Genomic DNA, 21,198 nt, shown 5'->3' with positions numbered 1-21,198 from the left:
TGCCAGGCGGTCTGCAGGAACAGCCGTTCCTGCGGGTCGATGATCTGCGCCTCGCGGGGCGACACCCCGAAGAAGAGCGGATCGAACCGGTCGACACCGCGCAGGAAGCTCCCCCACCGGCTGTAGCGGGCGGCCCGGTCCGCCGGGGTGGCACGGTCGTAGGCACGCCAGTCCCACCGGTCCGCCGGAATCTCGGTGACCAGGTCCCGGCCCGCCCTCAGATGGGCCCAGAACTCCTCCGGCGTGTCCGACTCGGCGAACCGGGCGGCGATCCCCACGATGGCGATGGGCACGGGCCCGGCCGCGGCGGGGGGCGCCGCACTGCCCTGACGTACCGCCGGGGCGGAGGCGGTGGGCACGGCGGAGCCCACGGGTGCGGCGTCGTCGGTGGGCGCGGCGTTGTCGATGGGTACGGCGGTGTCGGCGGCGGGGGCTGGGGAAACGGCCGTCGGCCTCAGCTCCGCGATCCGGGTGCCGTGCTGCTCGGTGAACCATTCCGCGAGGGAGCGCAGGTTCTGGTACTCGAAGAAGAGCGTCTTCGGCAGCGACCCGAAGTGCTCCTCCAGCCGGCGGGTCAGGTCCATGATCAGCAACGAGTCGATGCCGAACTGCTCGAAGGCGGTGTCCGCGCCGATCTCCTCCGGCGGGAACTCCAGCACCTCGGCGAGGACGTCACGCAGCAGGTCCTCGGCCGCGGTCGCGGTGTGCGGCCGTGCGCTCACCGGCGTGGGACGGGCGGTCGGCTCCGGTGCCGGCGCGTCGAGCACCTCCTGCAGGCGGGCGAGATCGCCGTGCGCCACGAGGACGTGGTCGCCGTCGTGCCCCAGCGCCCGGTCGAAGGCGGCCAGGGCCGCGTCGGTCGGCAGGGCCACCAACCCGACCTGGCGGGCCATCCGGGCCGCGGTGGCGTCGTCGGCGTCGACGCGTATGCCGCCGTCGGCCCACAGCGACCACAGCACGGAGAGGCTGCGGCCCGGCCGGTCGCTGCCGCGCCGCCATGCCGTGAAGGCGTCGAGAAAGCGATTGGCGTAGGCGTAGTCGGTCTGTGCGGGGCTGCCTGCGGCACCGGACATGGAGGAGAAGGTGACGAAGAAGTCGAGCGGATCGCCGGCGGTGGCCCGGTCGAGGTCGAGGGTCCCGCGCACCTTGGGCCCCAGGACGGCAGCGCTGTCCTCGTCGGTCTTGTGGATGAGCAGGGCGTCGCGGGTGACCCCGGCGAGGTGCAGCACACCGTGGATCGGCCCGAACGTCGTGTGGACACGCTCCACGAGGTCGGCGGCGGCCCCGGGGGCGCCGAGGTCGGCCGGCAGGTAGTGCGCATCGAGGCCCGCCCCGCGCAGGTCGGCGAGGTCTGCCTGCGCGGAGCGGCCGGTCAGGACGTAGCGCGCGGTGCCCCCCAGGTGCGTGACGAGGTGCCGGCCGAGGGCGCCGGTGCCGCCGGTGACCAGGACGGTGCCGCGCGGGGCGAGGGGGGCCGCGTCCGGCTCGACGCTCTCCCACCGGGGCGCCTGCCGGCCGTCGGCGGTGTACCGGACCCGGAACTCGTGCGCGCCTCGCGCCTCGGCCTCGACGATGTCGGCGAGGTCGGCCGGGCCCGCGTCGACCACCGCGACGCGGAAGTCCGGGTGTTCGTGGGCGAGCGCGCGGGCGAATCCGTCCAGGGCGTACGTCCGCGCGTCCTCGGGCCCGCCGCTCGGGCGGAACACGTGCAGCACCCTGACCGGCCGCCGGGCCGGCTGCTCCGTCCAGGCACGGAACAGCCGCAGCAGTCCGGGCAGCGGGTCGCCGTCCACGGCGCGGACGACGAGGAGTTCCTCGCGGCACGGGAAGACGGTGTCCTCGGTGGCCGGTTCGGCACCGGGGAGCGTTCCGCCGCCGAGCAGCACGACGTGCGGCGTCGTCGCCCGGCCGTCCACGGGCGCCGGGGCCGCGTGCCAGCGCTGGGCGAACAGGTGCGTGGCGACGGCCCCGTCGAGTCCCGCGGCACCGTCGACCGGACGGGTGACGACACCGCGCAGCCGCACGCGCACACGTCCCTGGTCGTCCGCGAGTGCCACGTCGTGGCCCGTGGCGGTGGCGACGGCGTGCACGTGGCCCTGCTCGGGCATCGGGCCGAGGATGTCGACCGCGTCCACCGAGAACGGCAGCCGCCGGGGGCGGGGGGCCGACGGATCCTCGTCGGTCCACAGGCAGACCTGCAGCATCGCGTCGAGAAGGGACGGGTGCAGGGTGAAGTCGTTGAAGGGGAGGTCCGCGGCGGCCGGCACCGCGACGTGGGCGAGTGCCTCGCCGGGTGTGGAGCGCACCGACAGCAGGCCTCGCAGGCTCGGGCCGTAGCCGCCGCCGAGCGCGGCGAAGACCCCGTAGCACTCGTCGGCGGACGCCGTGCGTGGAAGCCGGTCCCGCACGGCGTCCAGGTCGAGGTGGGGTGCCGCGGGAGGGGGGTCGAAGCGGAGCGTCCCGGTGGAGCAGAGCGCGCCCGCCGCGGTGCCGTGGTCCTGCCGTACCTCGTAGGACACGCCGTCGGGGCCCGGTCGCAGGCTCAGGAGCAGGCGTACCGGCTCGTCCTCGACGAGCACGGGGCGAGCCCACAGGACGTTCTCGACGCCGGTCGCGCGGCCGTGCCCGAGCCGCGCGGCGGCGGCGACCGCGAACTCCAGCGCCGCCACGGCGGGCAGGATCTTCACCGCGCCCAGGGCATGGTCACGCAGGTAGAACTCCGCGCCGGTCAGCAGCCGTTCGGCGGGGGCCCCGGGCGGGGCGGCGGGGACGCCGGACGGGGCGGCCAGGGCGCCGGACGAAGCAGCCGGAACGCCGGACGGGGCGGCCAGGGCGCCTGTCGGGACGCCGGGCGGGTCGGCCGGGGCGGTGGACAGGGCGGCGGGCGGGCTGATCCAGTAGCGGCGGGTCGACCGGGGCGGGTGGGGCAGGGACAGCCGGGCCGGGCGGCCGCCGGGCGGCTCTGGCCAGACGACGTCCTGGCCCGCGACCCACAGGCGGGCGGCCAGCCCCAGGTCGTCGGTGCCGGCGGCGCCGTCGCCGCTGTGGGCGCCTGCGGCGTCGCCCGGCGCGGTGCCGGTCACGGCGCCCTCACCGTCGCGCAGCCGCGCCGCGAGTTCCGCGACGCTCGCCACGACGACGGCGAACCGCTCCCGCAGCGGTTCCCGGCCGACCCGCAGCGTGTGCGTGACGCTGTCGAGGGAGGCGGTCGGGTGGGCGTCGAGCCACCCCGCCAGCTCCACCCGGTACCGGTCCAACTGCTCGCGGCCGTCGGCCGACAGCACGATCAGTCGACCGGCGCCGTCCTCGGTGATGCTGTCCATCAACGCTTCCCCGCCTCTTCGACGACCACGTGCACGTTGCTGCCTCCCATGCCGAACGAGCTGACGCCGACTCGGGCCGGCGTGCCGTCGGGTGTCTGCCATGTCTGTGCCTCGGCCTGGAGCCGGAAGGGACTGCCGCCGAGGTCGATCATCGGGTTGGGCACCCGCAGGTCCACGAGCCCGGGGAGCGTGCGGTGACGCATCGCCAGCAGGACCTTGACGATGCCGGCGACGCCGGCGGCGGCCTCCAGATGGCCGATGTTCGTCTTGACCGACCCGATACCGGTCCTTTCCGGGACGATCGGCATCCCCCAGTCGGCGTACAGCCGGTCGAACGCCCCCTTGAGGGCGTCGATCTCGATCGGGTCGCCGAGCGGGGTGCCGGTGCCGTGCGCCTCGATGTAGCCGATGGTGTCCGGCGGCACCGCCGCGGCCCGGTGTGCGGCGAGCACGACCTCGCGCTGCGCCTGCGGGTTGGGCACGGTGAGCGAATGGGTGTGTCCGCCGTGGTTCTCGGCCGAGCCGATCAGCACGCCGTGCACCGGATCGCCGTCGGCCAGCGCCCGGTCGAGCAGCTTGAGCGCCAGGAGCACCACACCCTCGCCCCGGCCGTAACCGTCCGCGCGCTGGTCGAACGTCTTGCAGCGGCCGTCCGGGCTGAGCATCCCGGCGCGGCGCAGTCCGGTGAAACCGTGCGGCGACAGCAGCAGGTTCGCGCCGCCGGCCAGGGCCAGGTCGCAGTCTCCGAGGTGCAGGGCGCGCACCGCGCGGTGGACGGCGACCAGGGAGCTGGAGCAGGCCGTGTCGAAGACGGCGCTGGGACCGTGCAGGTCGAACAGGTAGGAGATCCGGTTGGCGGCGATCGAGGCGACGTTGCCGAGCAGGAAGTGGTCGCCCATCTCGGGGGACCCGGGTCCGAGCAGGCTCAGGTAGTCGGCGCCGCTGAGTCCGACGAAGACCCCGGTGCGGCTCCCGGCGAGCGCGGCGGGGACCTGGCCGGAGTCCAGCACGGCCTCGTGCGCGGCGTGCAGCAGCAGCCGCTGCTGCGGGTCCATCTGCGCCGCCTCACGGGGGGAGATGCGGAACAGCGGCGCGTCGAACGCGTCCACGTCGTCGACGAAGGAACCCCGGAAGCTCTCCGGGAAGATTCGCTCGGAGAAACCCCGCTCCATCGGATACGGCCGGGTCAGATCGCGTCCGGCGGCGAGGTGGTCCCAGAACTCGTCCAGGGTGGCCGAGGCGGGCAGCCGTCCGCCGATCCCGACGACCGCCACCGGCGGGTAGCCGCGCTCGGCGTCGGGAGCCGGTCCGGCGACCCGTGCTGCGGACACCCGCGCGGGGGTGGCGCCCACCCCGGGGTGCGTCTCGGCCAGGAAGGCGGCGAGGGAGGTGAGGTCCGGGTGGGCGTAGAAGACGGTGGGCCGCACCGTGATGCCGAACCGCTCCCGCAGGGCCACCGCCAGCCGGGTGAAGCCGATGGAGTCGAAGCCGGCCTCGCCCAGCGGCCGGTCGACGGGGATGTCCTCGGCGCCGCGTCCGGCGACGGCGGCCGTCGCTTCCCGCAGCCGTGCCAGGAGGCCGCCGTCAACCGTGGACGGCTTCGGCGGGGCCGGTTCGGCGGGCCGCTCGGCGTGGCCGAAGAGGCGGACCAGTTCGTCGAGCGGCAGCGCCGTCAGCGGTCCGGTGTCGACCTTCGCGTTGGGGGTCAGGGGGAACCGGGCGAGGGGCACGGTACGGGAGGGGAGCATGTAGTCGGGCAGCCAGGAGACGATGCGCCGGGCCGCGGCCTGCGCCGCGTCCGCCGTGGCCGTCACGAAGGCGACCAGACGCGGTTGTCCTGGCAGGTCCTCGCGGACGACCACGCGGACGTCGCCGACCTCGCCGGTGCGGCGGAAGGCGGCCTCCGTCTCGCCGAGTTCGACGCGGTGGCCGCGCAGCTTCACCTGCCGGTCGGCGCGCCCGAGCAGCACCATCTCCCCCTCGGCCGACCACCGGGCCAGGTCACCGGTCCGGTACAGCCGCTCACCGCTCGCGGGGTCGGCCACGAAGCGCTCGGCCGTCAGCTCCGGCCTGCCGCGGTAGCCGCGGGCGACGCCCTCGCCGCCGATCAGCAGTTCGCCCACCGCGCCGAACGGCAACGGCACGCCGTCGGGGCCGGCCACGCGGAACGTGGTGTTGGCGATCGGGGTGCCCACGGTCACGGGCCGGTGGCGGCGCACCGGCAGCGTGGAGGACCAGATGGTCGTCTCGGTGGGTCCGTACATGTTCCACAGCTCGTCGCAGCGGTCCAGCAGCCGGTCCGCGAGCTCGGCGGTCAGCGCCTCCCCGCCGCACAGCAGCCTGCGCACCCGTCCCGTCCACCCGGCGTGCAGCAGCATCTCCCAGGTGGCCGGTGTGGCCTGGACGATCGTCGCGCCCGACGCCTCGATCAGGTCGCCCAGCGCGAACCCGTCCCGCACCACCTCCGTGGGCGCGATGTGGACCGTGGCGCCACGGGTCAGGGGAAGCAGCAGTTCGAGGCCCGAGATGTCGAAGCCGGCGGTGGTGACGGCCAGCAGCGTGTCGTCCTCGGCGCAGCCCGGACGCTCGGCCATCGAGGTGAGCAGGTTGACCAGGTTGCCGTGGCCGACCTCGACGCCCTTGGGCTCTCCGGTCGATCCGGAGGTGTAGAGGACGTATGCCAGGTCGGTGTCGCGGCACGCGACCGGGTCGGGCCGGGCCGCGGGTTCGAGACCGGTCAGCGGGATGCGCGTGCCCGGTGCGCCTGCGGGGAGCCGGTCGGCGAGGTCCGGGTCGAGGACCACGGCCGCGAGGCCCGCGTCGGTGGCGACATGGGCGAGTCTGGCGGGCGGGAAGTCCGGGTCGAGGGGGACGTACGCGGCGCCCGCGGCGTGGACCGCGAGGAGCGCGACGATCAGCGCGGCGCGGCGGTCCGCCAGGACGCCGACCAGGTCACCCGGGCGGACTCCCCTGGCTGTGAGGACCCGCGTGAGGGCGTGCACCTGGCCGGCGAGTTCGGCGTAGGTCAGCGATCCCACCGCGTCGACCACGGCCGTGCGCAGCGGACTGTGCTCGGCGCGGGTGTGCACCAGGTCGGCGACGGTCACGTCGCGCGGTCGGTCGGCCCGGGTGGCGTTGGCCCGTCGCACCAGGCGCCGCTCGCCGGGGGTGGCCAGTTCGAGGTCGCCGACACGCCGGTCGGGGTCGGCCGTCACCGCCTCCAGCAGCAGCCGGTAGTGCTCGGAGAGCCGCTCGACGGTGGGGCGGTCGAAACGCTCCGGGTCGTACTTGACGTACACGAGCGTCCCGGTGTCGCGTACGACCACCTCGACGACGAGGTCGTTCTCGCCCTCCTGGGTCAGGTCGAGGGCGTCGCGGAAGACGGTCTGCCCGGCCGCCATGTCCTGGTCGCCGCCGACTCCCTGCTGGAGGTAGAAGCCGATGTCGAAGGCCGTCGCGCCGTCCGCCGTACGGCGCAGGCCGTCGACGACCGAGGCGAAGGGGTACGCGCTGTGGTCCTCGGCCTGCGCCATGCGGGTGCGGACCTCGTGCACGAGCTCGGTGAAGCTCTGGTCGGAGGCGCACTCCAGGCGCAGGACCACAGGGTTGATCAGGTAGCCGACGGTGCGGTCGAAGCGGTGCGAGGGGCGGCCGTCGGTCGGCACCATCACGCTGATGTCGCGCTGCCCGGAGTGGCGGTGCAGCAGCGCGGCGAAGGCACCGAACACGACGGCGAAGGGCGTCACCCCGGCCGCGCGGGCCGTGTCCTGGACAGCGGTCCAGGTGGCGTCCGGCAGCCGCGTCTGCACCATCGCGCCCGACGTGTGGGAGGCCGGTGCGACCCGGCGCCGGTCGGCGATCGCGTCCAGCACCGGCGTGGACGAGGCACCGGCCAGGCGGTCGAGCCACCAGCGGCGGTCCTGTTCGGCCTCCTCCCCGGCGAGCATCGTCCGCTGCCACCGCACGAACTCGGCGTACGGCGCCGCGGGTTCCACCGGTGGCAGCGGACGCCCGGCGGCGAGTGCGTCGTGGCAGGCGACGATGTCGCGCAGCAGCAGGTGGCTGGAGACGCCGTCGGTGATCAGATGGTGGAACACCAGCAGGAGCAGCGTCGCGCCACCGGGCGCCGTGATGAGCCACATCCGGTACAGCGGGTCGTGCCCGAGGTCGAAGGGGCGGCGCACCAGGGCCCGGACCCGCTCGGCGAATTCCGTGTCGGTCACATGGCCGAGGTCGAGCCGGGTCACCTCGGCGGGGCGGCCGGTTGTCTCCTGCACCGGTCCGGTGTCCGTCGGCCGGACGACGATGCGCAGCTGCGGATGCCGCCGCACCACGGCGGTCAGGGCCTCGGCGACCCGGTCGGGGGCGATGCCGTCGCCGAGCCACAGGCCCAGCGGGAGGTTGTACGACACGGCCCGCGGGTTGTTCGCGTGGATCGCCCACAGCGCGGCCTGTCCGCGGCTGAGCGGGTACGGTCCCACCGGGGCCGTCGGCGCCGCCGGCTCGGGTTCCGGCGCGGACACGGGTTCGACCAGGCCCCGTACCAGCAGTTCGGCCACGTCGTCGGGGACCTCTCCCGCCGCGATCGCCGTCAGCAGTTCGCGCAGTTCGGTGCTCATCGGGCCGTCCCTCCCTTCAGTGCGGCCAGGGCGTCGTCCACGCGGACGGTGCCGTCGCGCAGGCCGGCCAGGAGAGCGGCGACTCCCTCCACGGCGGGGGCCGGGGATGCGTTCGAGGGGGGTGCGGGGGCCCCGTCGGCGGCGGGTGCGGGAACGCTGTGGGGAGCGGGCGCGAGGGCCGGTCCGGGTCCGCTCCGCTCGCTCGCCGGGAGCGGCCCGTACGTCTCGAACACGGCCCGGCTCAGCGTTCGTACGGTCTGCGCCACACCGAACATCCGGGCCGGAACGGCCACGCCGTAGTCGGCACCGAGGCGTCGGCCGAGCCGCCGCAGTCCCAGCGAGTCCACCCCGGCATCGGACAGCACCCGGTCCACGGGCAGCCGTTCGGGCCGGGTGCCCAGGTGGGCGGCCAGCACGGCGCGCACGTGCTCCCGCACGACGCTCTCCGGGTCGCCCTGGTCGGGCGCCGGGTCCACCACGGACGGGGCGGAGGCGGGGGGCGCGGTGCGCTGGGCGGGTACGGTCGGCCTGTCGGGCTCTGCGGCCTGGGCCCGCGCGGACGGCGCGGTACGGGACGGCCCGTCGGGTACGTCGGGTACGGCAGTCGCCGCCCCGTACCCGGCGTCGGTGTCGGAGCCCGGATCGGGATCGGGATCCAGGTCGGCGCCCGGATCGGGCTCCGAGTCGGCGATCAGGCCCGCCTCCGCGGCCTGGACGGTGTCGAACCTCGCGCCGGGGGTCAGCCAGTGGCTCTCCCGGGCGAAGGGGTACGTCGGAGCGGGCACCCGCCGCGGTGGCGTCCCCGGCCACAGCTCCGCCCAGTCGATCGGGGCGCCGCCCACCCACAGCCGCGCGACCTTGTCCAGCCGGCCGGCGTCCACCACCGCCCCGAGGTACCTGCGGCCCTCGGGCCCGTCCAGCAGGAGGGCCGTGGTGGCGTCCGCGCCGTCGCCCGCGAACACACCGGCGGCCGTGTCACCGGCCAGCCAGGACTCCAGGCCCGCCACCAGCGCGGGCAGCGAGTCGGCGACGATCGCGAGCCGCTCGGCGAACGTGTCGCGGCCGGTCCGCAGGGTGTGGGCGAGCGCGGCCGGGCCGACCTCCTCGTGACGGCCGGCCCAGGCGGCGAGGCGGCGCGCGTATGCCCGCAGGCGCTCCGGGTCCTTGGCCGAGAGGACGAAGAGCTGGGCACCGGTGGTCCCTGCGGCCTGCTCCTCCCGGAACTCCTCCACCACCACGTGGGCGTTCACCCCACCGAGCCCGAACGAACTCACTCCGGCGCGCAGCGGCGCCTCGGCCCCGTCGGGTGTGCGGACCCGCCGCCACGGCTCCCGGCCACGCAGCACCCGCAGAGGGCTGCCGTCCAGACGCAGATGTGGGTTGAGCGTGTTCAGATGCGCGTTCCCGGGCAGTTCCCGGTGCCGCATCGCGAGGAGCGCCTTGATCAGTCCGGTGACGCCGGCCGCTGCCTCCAGGTGGCCGGTGTTCGTCTTCACCGCCCCGAGCGCCACGTGCTGCTCCGTGCACACGGCGTCGTGATCGACGTACAGCTGGGCGAAGGCCGCCTTGAGTCCTTCGGTCTCGACCGGGTCGCCGAGCTCCGTTCCGGTGCCGTGGGTCTCGACGTAGGTGACGGTCCGGGGGTCCACTCCGGCGCGGCGGTGCGCCTTGACGACACAGGCGGCCTGCGCGTGCGGGTTCGGCGCGGTCAGCGAGTTGGTGCGGCCGCCGTGGTTGACGGCGCTGCCCCGCAGGACGGCGTGGATCACATCGCCGTCGGCGATCGCCGTGTCGAGGCGTTTGAGAACCACCACGCCGACGCCCTCGGCACGGACGATGCCGTTGGCGCGCTCGTCGAAGGTGCGGCACCGGCCGTCCGGACTCAGCATGTCGGCCTGGCTCATGTCGACGAACAGCGTCGGCGAGGCGATGACGTTCACGCCGCCCGCCAGCGCCACCTCGCAGTCGCCGTGCCGGATCGCCTCGGCCGCCCGGTGGACGGCGACGAGCGAGGACGAGCAGGCGGTGTCGATGGTCTCGCTGGGACCGTGCAGGTTCAGCAGGTAGGACACCCGGTTGGACATGATCGCGTGCGCCCGGCCCACGGTGTTGTACCCGTCGAGCGGAACCCCCAGGGCGTGCTGCACCTCGAAGTAGTCGTAGGTACTGCTGCCGATGAAGACGCCGGTGTCCGTGCCGGCGAGCGCGGAGGGGCGGATGCCGGCGTTCTCGATCGCGGTCCACGCGGTCTCCAGCACCAGTCGGTGCTGTGGATCCATCGCCACGGCCTCGCGCGCCGAGATGCCGAAGAACTGCGGATCGAACAGGTCGATCCGGCGCAGGAACCCGCCCCACCTGGCCGTCGTCCGGAACTTCCCGGGCTCCGGCTCCCCGTGCAGGCGCCGCCAGTCCCAGCGGTCCGCCGGAACCTCGTCCACCAGGTCGTCACCCTTCGACAGACGTTCCCAGAATTCGTCCAGGTCGTCGGACCCCGGCAGCAGGCCGGCCATGCCCACGATCGCGACGGCGCCGAAATCGCCGGGGGCCGGCGACGGGGTGGTCACAGCCGTGGCCGTGGTGGTGGCCCTTACGGGCACCGTCGTGGGTGCGGCGGCGACGGGCGCCTGCGGGACCGGAGCGGGCTGGGAGGGCGGCGCCGCCGGGGGCGCGGTCCCGGCCAGGTGCGCGGCGATGGCCGGCCCGTGGCTGTCGAGGATCCTGTCGACGAGTTCGTTCGCGGTGGCCACGCCGAAGAACGCGGCCGGAGTCAGGTCGAGGTCCCAGCGCTTGTTCACCTGGTGGCTCAGCCTCGTGTACATGATCGAGTCGAAGCCGAAGCGGCTGAGCGGGTCGTCGGCCGCGAGTTCGCCCGGCCGGATCCCCGCCACCTGGCGCAGCAGTGCCAGCAGTTCGCCGGCCACGGCGGCGCGCCACGGTTCCCCGGCGGGGGCCGCGCCCGGGGGCGTGGACGGACGAGGGTCCGTGTCGGCCGCCGTGACACCGAGGCGGGCGAGGAAGTCGTCCGTGCCGGAGACCACTGCCACCTGAACCTCCTGTCGGCCGAGCACCTGGCTCAGCGCGTCGAATCCCGCCTTCGGTGAGAGCGGGTGGACTCCCGCGGCGGCCAGCCGGTCGCGATGGCGCTCGGTGAGCGCGGAGCCCGCCCAGGCCCCCCAGTTCACGACCCGGACGGGGTAGGGCAGTTGTGCGTCGAGCGCGCGCCCGACGGCGTCCTGGCCGGTGCATCCGGCCGCGTAGGCGGCCTGACCGGGGTTGCCGAGGAAGGACTGGACCGACGAGAACACCGCGAGGAAGTCGAGCGGCCGGTCACCCAGAGCCTCCGCGAGCGCGGCGGTGGTGCGGCATTTCGCGGTCAGCCCCCGGGTGAACCACTCCTCGTCCATGGCCGCCAGTGACCGGTCGCTCGGCACGGTCACCGAGTGCACGACCCCGTGCACGACGCCGACGCGGTCGAACACGGTGCGCAGCCGCGCCGGTTCGGCGGCGTCCGCCGCGAGGAACTCCACCGCGCCGCCGGACGGGTCGATGGCCCGGATCCGGGCGGCCCTGGCAGCGTCCGGCGCGGTGCGCCCGACCAGGACGACCCGTGCCCGGTGCCGTCGTACGAGCTGCTCGGCGATGTCGAGCCCCAGGTCGCCGGTGCCGCCGACGATCACGTAGGTGCCTCCGTCCCGCAGCGCGGGTGCGGCGGGTGCGTCGTCCAGGGGGCGCAGCACCTGCCGGTACCACCGCCCGGCCCGCAGCGCGTAGTCGCCGGGGTGGGCGGCCCGGACGGCGGCCGGGTCGTCGGGCCCGATGTCGACGGTGGTGACTCGCCAGCGCTCACACTCGTGCCGCACCGACCTGGCCAGCCCCAGCGCGGCCGCGGCCATCGGATCGGCGGGTGCGCGGTCCACTTCGAGCGCACCGCGTGTCACGACCGTGAGGTCGAGTTCGCCGGCCGCGCCGGGGCGTGACTGGAGGTGCTTGACGACGCGGAACAGGTCGAGGACGCCGGTCTCGCCCGCGCCGACCACGACGTGCACGGCGGCCGGGGCCGGCAGGGTCTCCCAGGGCACCCGGTCGATGTGGTGGACGTCGGCCGCCGGGAAGCCGTCGCAGCCGAGCACCCAGACAGGGCCGGTGACCGGGCCGCGGTCGGCCGCGTCCGCGACGGGCTGCCAGCGGGGGGTGTACATCCCCGCCGGGGCGGCGGCCGCGGGTTCCGGCTCGCGGGAGCCGACCCAGCAACGGCGGCGCTCGAACGGGTAGGTGGGCAGCGGGACGAGCATGCCGCCGTCGGGCCAGTCGACCGGCTGCCCGGCGGTCCAGCGGTCGGCGGGTGCGGTGCCGTCGGGTCGTGCCAGCGCGGGGTGGTCTGCGCCCTCGGCGGCGGCCGCGAGGGCGGCGGCGAGCGTCTGCCGGTCCCCCGCGGTGACCGCCAGCCGTTCGGCCATGGCGTCCCGCCCGTGCTGGAGCGTGTACGCGGCGTCGGCCAGGTTCGGGATCCGCTCCAGGTCGGCGAGGAGTGCGGCCGCGTACCGGCGCAGCGCCTGCGGGGTACGGGCGGACAGCGGGAAGACCCAGGGCCCCGGCGAGCGCCGCGGCTCCGGCGTGGGCTCGGCCTCCTCCAGGACGACGTGCGCGTTGACGCCGCCGTACCCGAAGGAGCTGACGCCCGCCCGCCGCGCCCCGTCGGCCGGACGCGGCCACTGTTGCGCCGAGCGGACCAGGTGGAAGGGGGTGTCGTCGAGACGCAGATGGGGGTTCTGCTCACGGAGGCCGGCCACGGGCGGCAGTACGCCGTGCTCCAGGGCGAGGAGGACCTTGATCACTCCGGCGACGCCCGCGGCGGATTCCAGGTGGCCGATGTTGGCCTTGACCGCGCCGACTCCGCAGTGCGGCTCCGCCGGTGGCGACGTGCCCTGTCGCCTCGACATCTCCTCGAAGGCCAGCCGCAGCCCGTTGATCTCGACCGGGTCGCCGAGTTCGGTACCGGTGCCGTGGGTCTCGACGTAGCCCACCGCGGCCGGGTCGGTCCCGGCACGCTCGTGGGCTCGTACGATCATCGCCGCCTGGGCCGCCGGGTTGGGTGCCGTCAGTGACCGGGACCGTCCCCCGTGGTTGACGGCGGTGCCGCGCAGCCAGGCCCGGACGCGGTGGCGACGGGCCCGGCTCGCGGCGGTGAGCACCACGAGGCCGTAGCCCTCGCCGCGGACGAACCCGTCCGCCCGGGCGTCGAAGGTGTGGCATCGGCCCGCCGGGCTGAGCATCCCGGTCTCGCTGAGCAGGAGGTGGTTGTGCGGCGACAGCAGGAGGTTGATGCCGCCGGCCACGGCGATGTCGCACTCCTTCGACCTGATCGACTCCGCGGCCCGGTGGATCGCGACCAGGGAGCTGGAGCAGCCGGTGTTGACCGGTTCGCTGGGCCCGTGCAGGTCGAGCAGGTAGGAGACCCGGTTGACAAGGATGGAGTGCGTGGTGGCGGTGGCCGCGTGGGCGTCGAGGGGTACTCCCGCGGCCCTGCGCACCTCCTCGTAGTCGCTGGACCCGACCCCGACGAACAGGCCGACGTCCGAGCCCGCGAGTGCGCCCGGGGCCAGTCCGGCGTCCTCCAGTGCCGCCCACACACCCTGCAGCACCAGCCGCTGCTGCGGGTCCATGCCCTCGGCCTCGGCCGGCGAGACGCCGAAGAACAACGGGTCGAACATGTCGACGTCGTGGATGAAGCCGCCGCGGTGGGCGTGCACGCCGTCCGGGACCGCGCGTGGGTCCCATCGGTCCGGGGGCACGTCGGTCACCAGGTCACGGCCCGCCACCAGGTGCTCCCAGAACTCGTCCAGGTCTCGGCTCCCGGGCATCCGCCCGGACATGCCGATGACGGCGATCCCCTCCGGCTCCGCCGAGCGGCCGGCCGGGGGCTCCCCCGCCGGGGCCGGTGCGGGGCCGGGAAGCCGAATGGCCTTCGGCTCCCTCGTGTCGGCGGGCGGCGTGGTGGTGGCGTGCCGGCCGCGCGGCGGCTCCGCTCCCTCCCGCGCCAGACGGTCGGCCAGATCGCGCAGGGTGGGCGTCTCGTAGAACAGCGCGGGGGTCACGTCCAGGCCGAACGCGTCGTTGAGCCGGCCGGCGAGCAGGCTGTAGCTCACCGAGTCGAACCCGTAGTCCCCGATGGGACGGTCGAGGTCGAGGTCGCCGAGGGGGATGCCCGAGGCGTCCGACGTCAGGGCCAGGAGGGCGTCGGTGAACGAGGCGCCGGGTTCGCCGCCGGGTGGAGCGGGGCCGTCGGCCCTGGCGACCACGACGTGCTGGAAGTTGCGGGTGGTCCGGGAGGGGTCCGGTGTCGCCGACACGGTGTCGAAGCCCGCCTCGGTGAGCAGCCCGGTCCAGCCGGGCACGTCCAGCAGCGGCGATCCCGGCAGCCGCACGGCGGTGTCGGTGTGGGCCCACCAGCCGTCGAAGAGTCCGTAGGTGACCGTCGCGGGCAGGGTGACCGTGGTCAGCTCGTTGAGCAGCAGTTCCCCCCCGGGGCGCAGCACCTCGCGCAGGTGGCGGGCGGCGCGGCCCACGTCCGCGGTGGCGTGCAGGACGTTCGCGCCGACGACGAGGTCGAATCCGCCCGCGGGGAAGCCCTGGGCGACGGGATCGGAGTCCAGGTCGAGGCGCTTGAACCGAACTTGGGGGTACCGCTCGCCGAACTCCCGCCGTCCGTGGGCGAGGAAGGTGACCGACAGGTCGGTGTACCAGTACTCCACCCGTGCCCCGTACGGGCTCAGCGCGCGCAACAGCCCCGCGGAGGTGCCGCCGGTGCCCGAGCCGACCTCCAGGACGCGCACCTCGGCGTCGTCCGGCAGGTCGGTCAGGCGCCGCTCGACGTGTTCGACGAGGCGCTCGGTGAGCAGGTCGTTGTAGAGGTCGCTGATGGGGTTGCCCCGGTAGACGTTCTCCATGAGGGAGGTGCCCGACGCGGGGAAGAGCAGGTCGGTGGCGAGCAGGTCGCCCCGCAGCAGTTTCGGGTAGTGCTCCAGGCACAGGGCCAGCAGCCGGACGAAGACCGCGGACCCGGGGTGCGCCTGGGCGAGTTCGTCGAGGCGCCGGGCGTGGCCGCCGGTGCGTGCCTCGGCCAGGGCGGCCGGGGCCGGGCGGTAGCGGCCGTCGGCGGTCTCGAGCAGGCCGGCGTCGGCGAGCATGGTCAGCAGGGTGCGCAGCAGGCGTTCGTGGCGGAGCGCGACGCCGGTGCGGCCGGCGATCTCCTCGGCGTCCGGGTCCGGCCCGTTCCAGGCGCCCAGCTCGTCGAGCAGGGCGAGCAGCGCGCTGCCGGCGACGGCCGTCATCCGCCGGTTCAGGTCGTGGAAGTCGTCCACCGGGCCCAGGTCCGTGGTGCGGGGCGCTCCCAGCCGTTCACGCAGTTCCCGGGTGCCGGGCACCACGACGGTCTGCGGTGCCGGCCGCCGCAGCGCCTCGGTCAGTGCGGCGAATCCGGTCTCGGGTGTGATGGACCGGAACCCGGCCGCGGTCAGCCGCTCGTGGTGGGTGCCGGCCACCGCGCCGACTGTGCCCCAGAAGCCCCAGTCGATCACGCGGACCGGGTAGGGCAGGCGGGCGTCGAGTGCGTGGGCGTAGGCGTCGAGGAAGGTGGAGCCGGCGGCGTAGTTCGCCAGTCCGGGATCGCCGAGGAAGGACTGTGCGGAGGAGAAGAAGACCAGGAAGTCCAGGTCGTGTCCGCGCAGGGCGTCGGTCAGGGCCGCGGCCACACCCGACTTGGCCGCCAGGCTTTCCGTCAGGTCGGTGTCGGACAGGTGGCGCACCAACCGGTCCCGTTGGACCAGCGCCGCGTGCACGACACCGTGGACGGGACCCGCCTCGTCGAGGACGGCCGCCAGCCGGACCGCGTCGGTGGCGTCGGCCTGTACGTAGCGGATGTGGTCGCCGAGGTCGATGCCGGGCGGCTCCCGGCGACCGATGAGGACGACGTGCGCCTCCCACTCCGCGACGAGCCGGCGGGCGATCGCCGCGCCGATCCCGTGCGCGCCCCCGATGATCACGTAGGTGCCGCCCCGGCGGAGCGGGACGGGGCCGCCGAAGCGCGGGGCGGGACGCAGCACCTGGGTGTGCGGGACGGTCCCGGTGTAGGCGATCCGGGTCCCGCGGGGCGCCGGTGCGAGGAGTTCGGCGGCTGCATGGGCGGGGTCGAGGTCGATCGCGGCGACGGACCAGCCGGGGTGTTCGTTCTCCAGGACGCGGGCGAAGCCCACCGCTCCGGCGGCATAGGGATCACTCACACCGCGGCCGGGGGCCGGGGCGGCGCCGGTGGTGACGATCACCCAGTGGAGTGCGGGCAGGCGGGACCACGAGCGCGCGTGACGGGCCAGTGCCCTGACGCCGGCGGCCTCGGCGCGCGTCACCCGGTCCGCCTCGGCGGCGTCCGTGCGCGTCACCCGGCCCGCCTCGGCCGCGTCGGCGCCGGTGGCCCCGGTGAGCACGTACACCTGGCCCGGCGTCACGGGGACCGGTCCGCCCAACTCGGCGAGAACGGCGCCGGGGTGACGGGCGGCCAGTTCACGGGCCAGGCCCGCCCGGCCGGGCGCGTGCAGCACCACGACCGGTCCGGTCGGCGGGGCGGGGACGGGGGGTGCCGGGCACACCTGCCAGACCGGGACGTCCAACGGCGCCGCCTCGGTCACCCGGTCGCCGGGCGGCTGGTCGACCGCTGGTCGGGCGGTGGGCGAGGCGGGTGCCTCGGGGACGGGCCGGGACGCCGGCTCGGCCGGCGTGGCGTCGACCCAGCAGCGGACGCGGGAGAACGGGTAGGGGGGCAGTGCCACCTTGCGTGCCTTCCTGTCGCGGTGCAGCGCACGCCAGTCGGGCGTCGCCCCGGCCGCCCAGCTGCGCGCCATGGCGTGGGGGTCGGTGGAGTCCGGGGCGGGCTCGGTGCCGGTGCCGGTGACCGTGCCGCGGTATCCGGCCGTCGTGGAGCCGTCGAGGAAGGCGCGTAGCGTGCGGCGTAGTTCGTCCAGGTCGGAGGCGACCACGGCGAGCCGTTCCGGCATCGGCTCGCGGCCGATCTGGGTGGTGTAGGCGATGTCGGCGAGCGTGGTGTCCGATCCGCCGTCGGCCGCCAGGGCCGCCGCGAGGCCGGCCGGTGTGGAGCGGGCGTCGACGAGCGGCACGGCACCGGGGAAGCGGTCCGCGAGCGCGAGCGCGAGCCTGCGCAGATCGTCCGCGTCCAGGCCGAGTTCGTCGAGCTCGGTGTCCGGGTCTGCCCCGGTCGCTCCGGCCAGTTCGGCGATCTCCGCAGACCGGTCGGCGAGCGGCAGGTCCGCGTACCGCGCGGCCAGCTCCCGCAGGGCCTGCGGGGTTCGTGCGGACAGCAGCACGACCTGCGGCCCTGCCGCGCTCGTGTCCCGCACCGACGGCTGCGGGAATTCCTCGACGACGACATGGGCGTTGGCCCCGCCCGCGCCGAACGCGCTGACGGCGGCGCGGCGCGGGGTGGCGCCCCCGGCGGGCCATGGCTCCGCCGCGCGTTGCACCCGCAGGTTCACCGCGTCCCAGTCGATGCCCGGATTGGCGGGGTCGGCGTGCAGGGACGGGGCCAGGGTGCGGTGGCGCAGCTGGAGCAGCACCTTCGTCAGCCCGGCGATGCCCGCGGCCGGTTCCAGGTGGCCGATGCCGGACTTCACCGATCCCACCCGGCACCCCGCGTCGCCGTAGACCTGGGCGAGGGCGCCGATCTCGACGGGGTCACCGAGCGCGGTGCCCGTGCCGTGGGCCTCGATGTAGCCGACCGATGCGGGGTCCACGTCCGCCTTGTCCAGCGCACGCCGGATCACGTCGGCCTGGGCCGCGGGATTCGGTACGAAGAATCCGCCGGCGCGCCCTCCGTGGTTGACGGCGCTGCCCTTGATGACGCCGAGGACGCGGTCGCCGTCCTCCAGGGCGCGCGCCAGGGGTTTGAGGACGACGACCCCGACCCCCTCGCCGGGCACGTAACCGTCCCCGCCGGCGCCGAAGGCGCGGCAACGGCCGTCGGAGGAGACGAAGCCCACCTGGCTCAGGTGCAGGTACTTGTAGGGGTGCACGATGACGTTCACACCGCCGGCGAGAGCCAGTTCGCTGTCGCCGGACCTGAGGCTGTCGCAGGCCAGGTGCAGGGCGGTCAGGGACGACGAGCACATCGTGTCCAGCGCCAGGCTGGGGCCGCGCAGGTCGAGGAAGTGGGAGACGCGGTTGGCGACGGCGGAGGAGAAGGACGTGGGCAGTACCGGCAGCCGCTCCTCGGCACCCAGTCCGAGCATCTGGTACTGGGCGAACATCACTCCGGCGAAGACACCCACCGGGCGCCCGGCCACGTCGGATGCGGTGAGGCCGGCGTCCTCCAGGGCGTGCCAGGTGGTCTGCAGGAACAGCCGCTCCTGGGGGTCCATGCCCTCGGCCTCGCGCGGCGTGATCCGGAAGAAGGCCGGGTCGAACTCGTCGATGCCGTCGAGGAATCCGCCCCACTTGCTGTACGAACGCCCGGAGGCGGGCCGTGGCTCGTAGAAGCCCGCCGCCGTCCACCGCTCGGCCGGGATCTCGGTGACGCAGTCCCGTCCCGTCCGCAGGTTGCTCCAGAACTGGTCGAGGTCGTCGGCCATGGGATAGCGGCCGGCGACGCCGATCACCGCGATGTCCCGGTCGTCGTCCGGCAGGTCGCGACCTCGGCGCGGAGTAGTGCCGCCACTCCCCGGGCGCGCGGTGTCGCCGTGGGCCGCGCGCGTGTCCGCCGCGCAGAGGCCGAGTGCCTCGCGGGCCCGTTCGGGGTCGCCGTGGAGCACGACGATCTCGGTGCCGGCGGCCGCGAGCCCCTCCACGAACACGGCAAGGGCGTCCTCGGTCGGCAACGGGACCTGCCCCTGACGGCGGAAGAGCGCCTCGGCCGGCGCGTCGGTGCGCATGCCGCCCTCGGCCCAGAGCGGCCACGCGAAGGAGATCAGTCCGCGCTCGCGGGCGTAGGCGTCCAGGAAGGCGTTCGCGGCGGCGTAGTCGCTCTGGCCCGTGTTGCCCGCGACGCCGGTGACCGACGAGAACACGGCGAAGAAGTCGAGGTCCAGGTGGCGGGTCGCCTCGTCGAGCAGCACGGTCCCGCGCACCTTGGGGGCGAGTACGGCCGAGAGGTCCGCCGTCGGCTTGGCGGCGAACAGACCGTCCCGGAGCACTCCGGCGGCGTGGATCACGCCGTCCAGTCGGCCGTGCTCGTCGAGGATGCCCGTGATCAGGGCGTCCACCTCGGACCGCACCGTCACGTCGGCGCGGACGTAGCGGCCGGGCGTCGGCTGCGGGTGCGGGGAGCGCCCGGTCAGGACGGCCGTGGCACCCCGCTCGGTCAGCCACGCGGCGAGCCGGCGTCCGATCCCGCCCGCCCCGCCGGTGACGAGGTACACCCCGCCGCGCCGGACCGGGGTCGCGCCGCCGGGGTCCGCCTCGCGGTAGCGGCGGACGTGGCGGCGGCCCGGCGTGTGCCGCACCCAGACCTCGTCGTGGTCGCCGAACTCCGCGAGCAGGGCGTCCGGGTCGGCCTGACCGTCGCACTCGACGGCCGTGATCCCTGGACGCGGCTGCTCCAGGCGCACGGTGCGCGCGAGCCCTGCCACGGCGGCGGCGACCGGTGCGGGCCCCACGTGCACGATCGGCTGCGGTCGGTCCCCGAGGGTCTGCGCCAGGGTGAGCACCTCGCGGCAGGCCGCTTCCACGGCCGCGGGGAGGTCGGCGCGGTCCTGCTCGGCGACATGCAGGACGGCGTCGGGCGGGGCGCCGAGGTCGGCGAGGAGGAGCCGCAGGTCGTCGGCCGCATCGGGGCGCAGCTCGTAAGCGCCGTGTGCGATCCGGCGGAAGGCCGCCCCGCGGCGCACGGTGATCTGTCCGGTGCGGACCTGGAGGTCGCCGATCACGAGCAGCGTTCCGACGGCCGGTGCGGTGGGCCGGAGTGCCTCCTGCCACACCCCGGTCAGGCACTGCGTGCGGGCGGGGATGTCGTCCACCGGAGCCTGGGCGACGACCGCCGACCGGGGGCGCCGGTCCTCGGGCAGCAGCCCTTCGAGATGGGCCGACACGGCGTCGACCGTCGGGTGCTCGAACAGCAGGGTCGGGTAGAGCGGTATGTCCCAGCGCTCCTCCAAGGCGCGGACCAGCGCCAGCAGGTGGGTCGAGTCCAGTCCGAGGTCGTAGAACCCGCGATCGGTGTCCACCGCCAGTGCGGGGTCGCCGACGGCCTTGCGCACCAGGTCGACGATCTCCGCCCGGAGTCCGGTCGTCGGACCGCCCGCGACCGGGACTGCGGGACTGGCGGAACCCGCAGAAGAAGTGGGGACCATGGGACTGCCAAGGCTGGTGGGGCTGCCGAGACTGCTGGGACTGGCGGTCGCGGCGGACGTGCCCCGTTCCGGCTCCACGGGCGGCGTGAACGCGGCGAGGCGCGTCATGGCGGCCGTGGAGCGGACCCGCTTGAAGGTCAGACCCGTGAACCGGGCGGCGATCGCGCCCGACCGGTCGAACAGGTCGATGTCGGCCTTCATCACGTCGTCACCCGCTCCGGCCGGGCCGAGGCGCAGGTCGACGGTGCAGGCGTCGCCGAGGGTGCGGCCGACGCGGAAGGCCTCGATGTGCAGCGGGATGAGCGGGCGACCGTCGGCTTCCGCGCCGTCGAACGCGAGCGCGTACGCCTGCATGGTCGCACCGTCGAGCAGGGCGGGGTGGAGCAGGAAGTCCGCCGCCGTGGCCCGTGCCTCCTCGCCGAGCGCCAGTTCGGACCGCACGCGGCCCGCCGTCGCCCGCAGGGTGCCCGTGCACCGCATGAAGTCCCGGTGCTCGATCCCGGCCGACCGGCCGACGGCATAGACCTCGCCCACCTCGCGCGGCGTGCCGGACGGCGCGGGACCGAGGACGCCGGTGAGCGGGGGCAGGCCGGCGCGCAGGGTCGCCCGGAGGTGGGTGGTCACCGAGTCGTCGAGGGGGGTGCCGTCCTGCGTGCGGCGGCTGGTGGCCGTCACCCGGAACACGGCACCGTCGGGCTCCAGCCGGACGGACAGTTCGCGGTCGAAGGAGTCGGTGGTCACCACCGGCTGCACGAACAGCACGTCGCTCAGCTCGGTCTCGTCCAGCGGGACACCGCGCTCGGCCAGCACCCGGTGGACGATGTCGAGGAAGGTGACACCCGGCAGGGTGCGCACCTCGTGCACCCGATGGTCCTCGACGATCGGGTTGTCCCGTTTCAGGTGCAA

The 21,198-nt window shown here is 74.9% G+C and carries 3 protein-coding genes (1 of these 3 cut by a window edge); all 3 read right to left on the bottom strand.

Features of this window, described 5'->3' with window-relative positions:
- Tightly spaced (each overlapping or abutting the next), the 3 genes in view from GWK25_RS18630 to GWK25_RS18620 form a layout consistent with a single transcriptional unit that may run on beyond the window.
- A protein-coding gene (locus GWK25_RS18630) for an SDR family NAD(P)-dependent oxidoreductase (protein ID WP_215451703.1) crosses the window boundary here: on the bottom strand, nt 1–3,323 show its 5' portion. Its footprint begins 16,387 nt before the window's first position; 3,323 of the gene's 19,710 nt are visible here — the first part of the coding sequence; the start codon lies at nt 3,321–3,323; its stop codon lies off the left edge, out of view.
- A complete protein-coding gene (locus tag GWK25_RS18625) occupies nt 3,323–7,942 on the bottom strand; it encodes a non-ribosomal peptide synthetase (protein WP_215451702.1) in 4,620 nt (1,539 codons plus the stop codon). Before GWK25_RS18625 ends, GWK25_RS18630 begins: the two co-directional genes overlap by 1 nt.
- Nucleotides 7,939–21,198, bottom strand: coding sequence for an SDR family NAD(P)-dependent oxidoreductase (locus GWK25_RS18620; protein ID WP_251828911.1), 13,260 nt, complete (start codon nt 21,196–21,198; stop codon nt 7,939–7,941). The genes GWK25_RS18625 and GWK25_RS18620 overlap by 4 nt, the downstream gene beginning before the upstream one ends.

This window comes from Streptomyces sp. ATCC 21386 (genome assembly GCF_018728545.1).
GTDB lineage: Bacteria > Actinomycetota > Actinomycetes > Streptomycetales > Streptomycetaceae > Streptomyces.
This window is presented reverse-complemented; position numbering and strand designations above follow the sequence as displayed.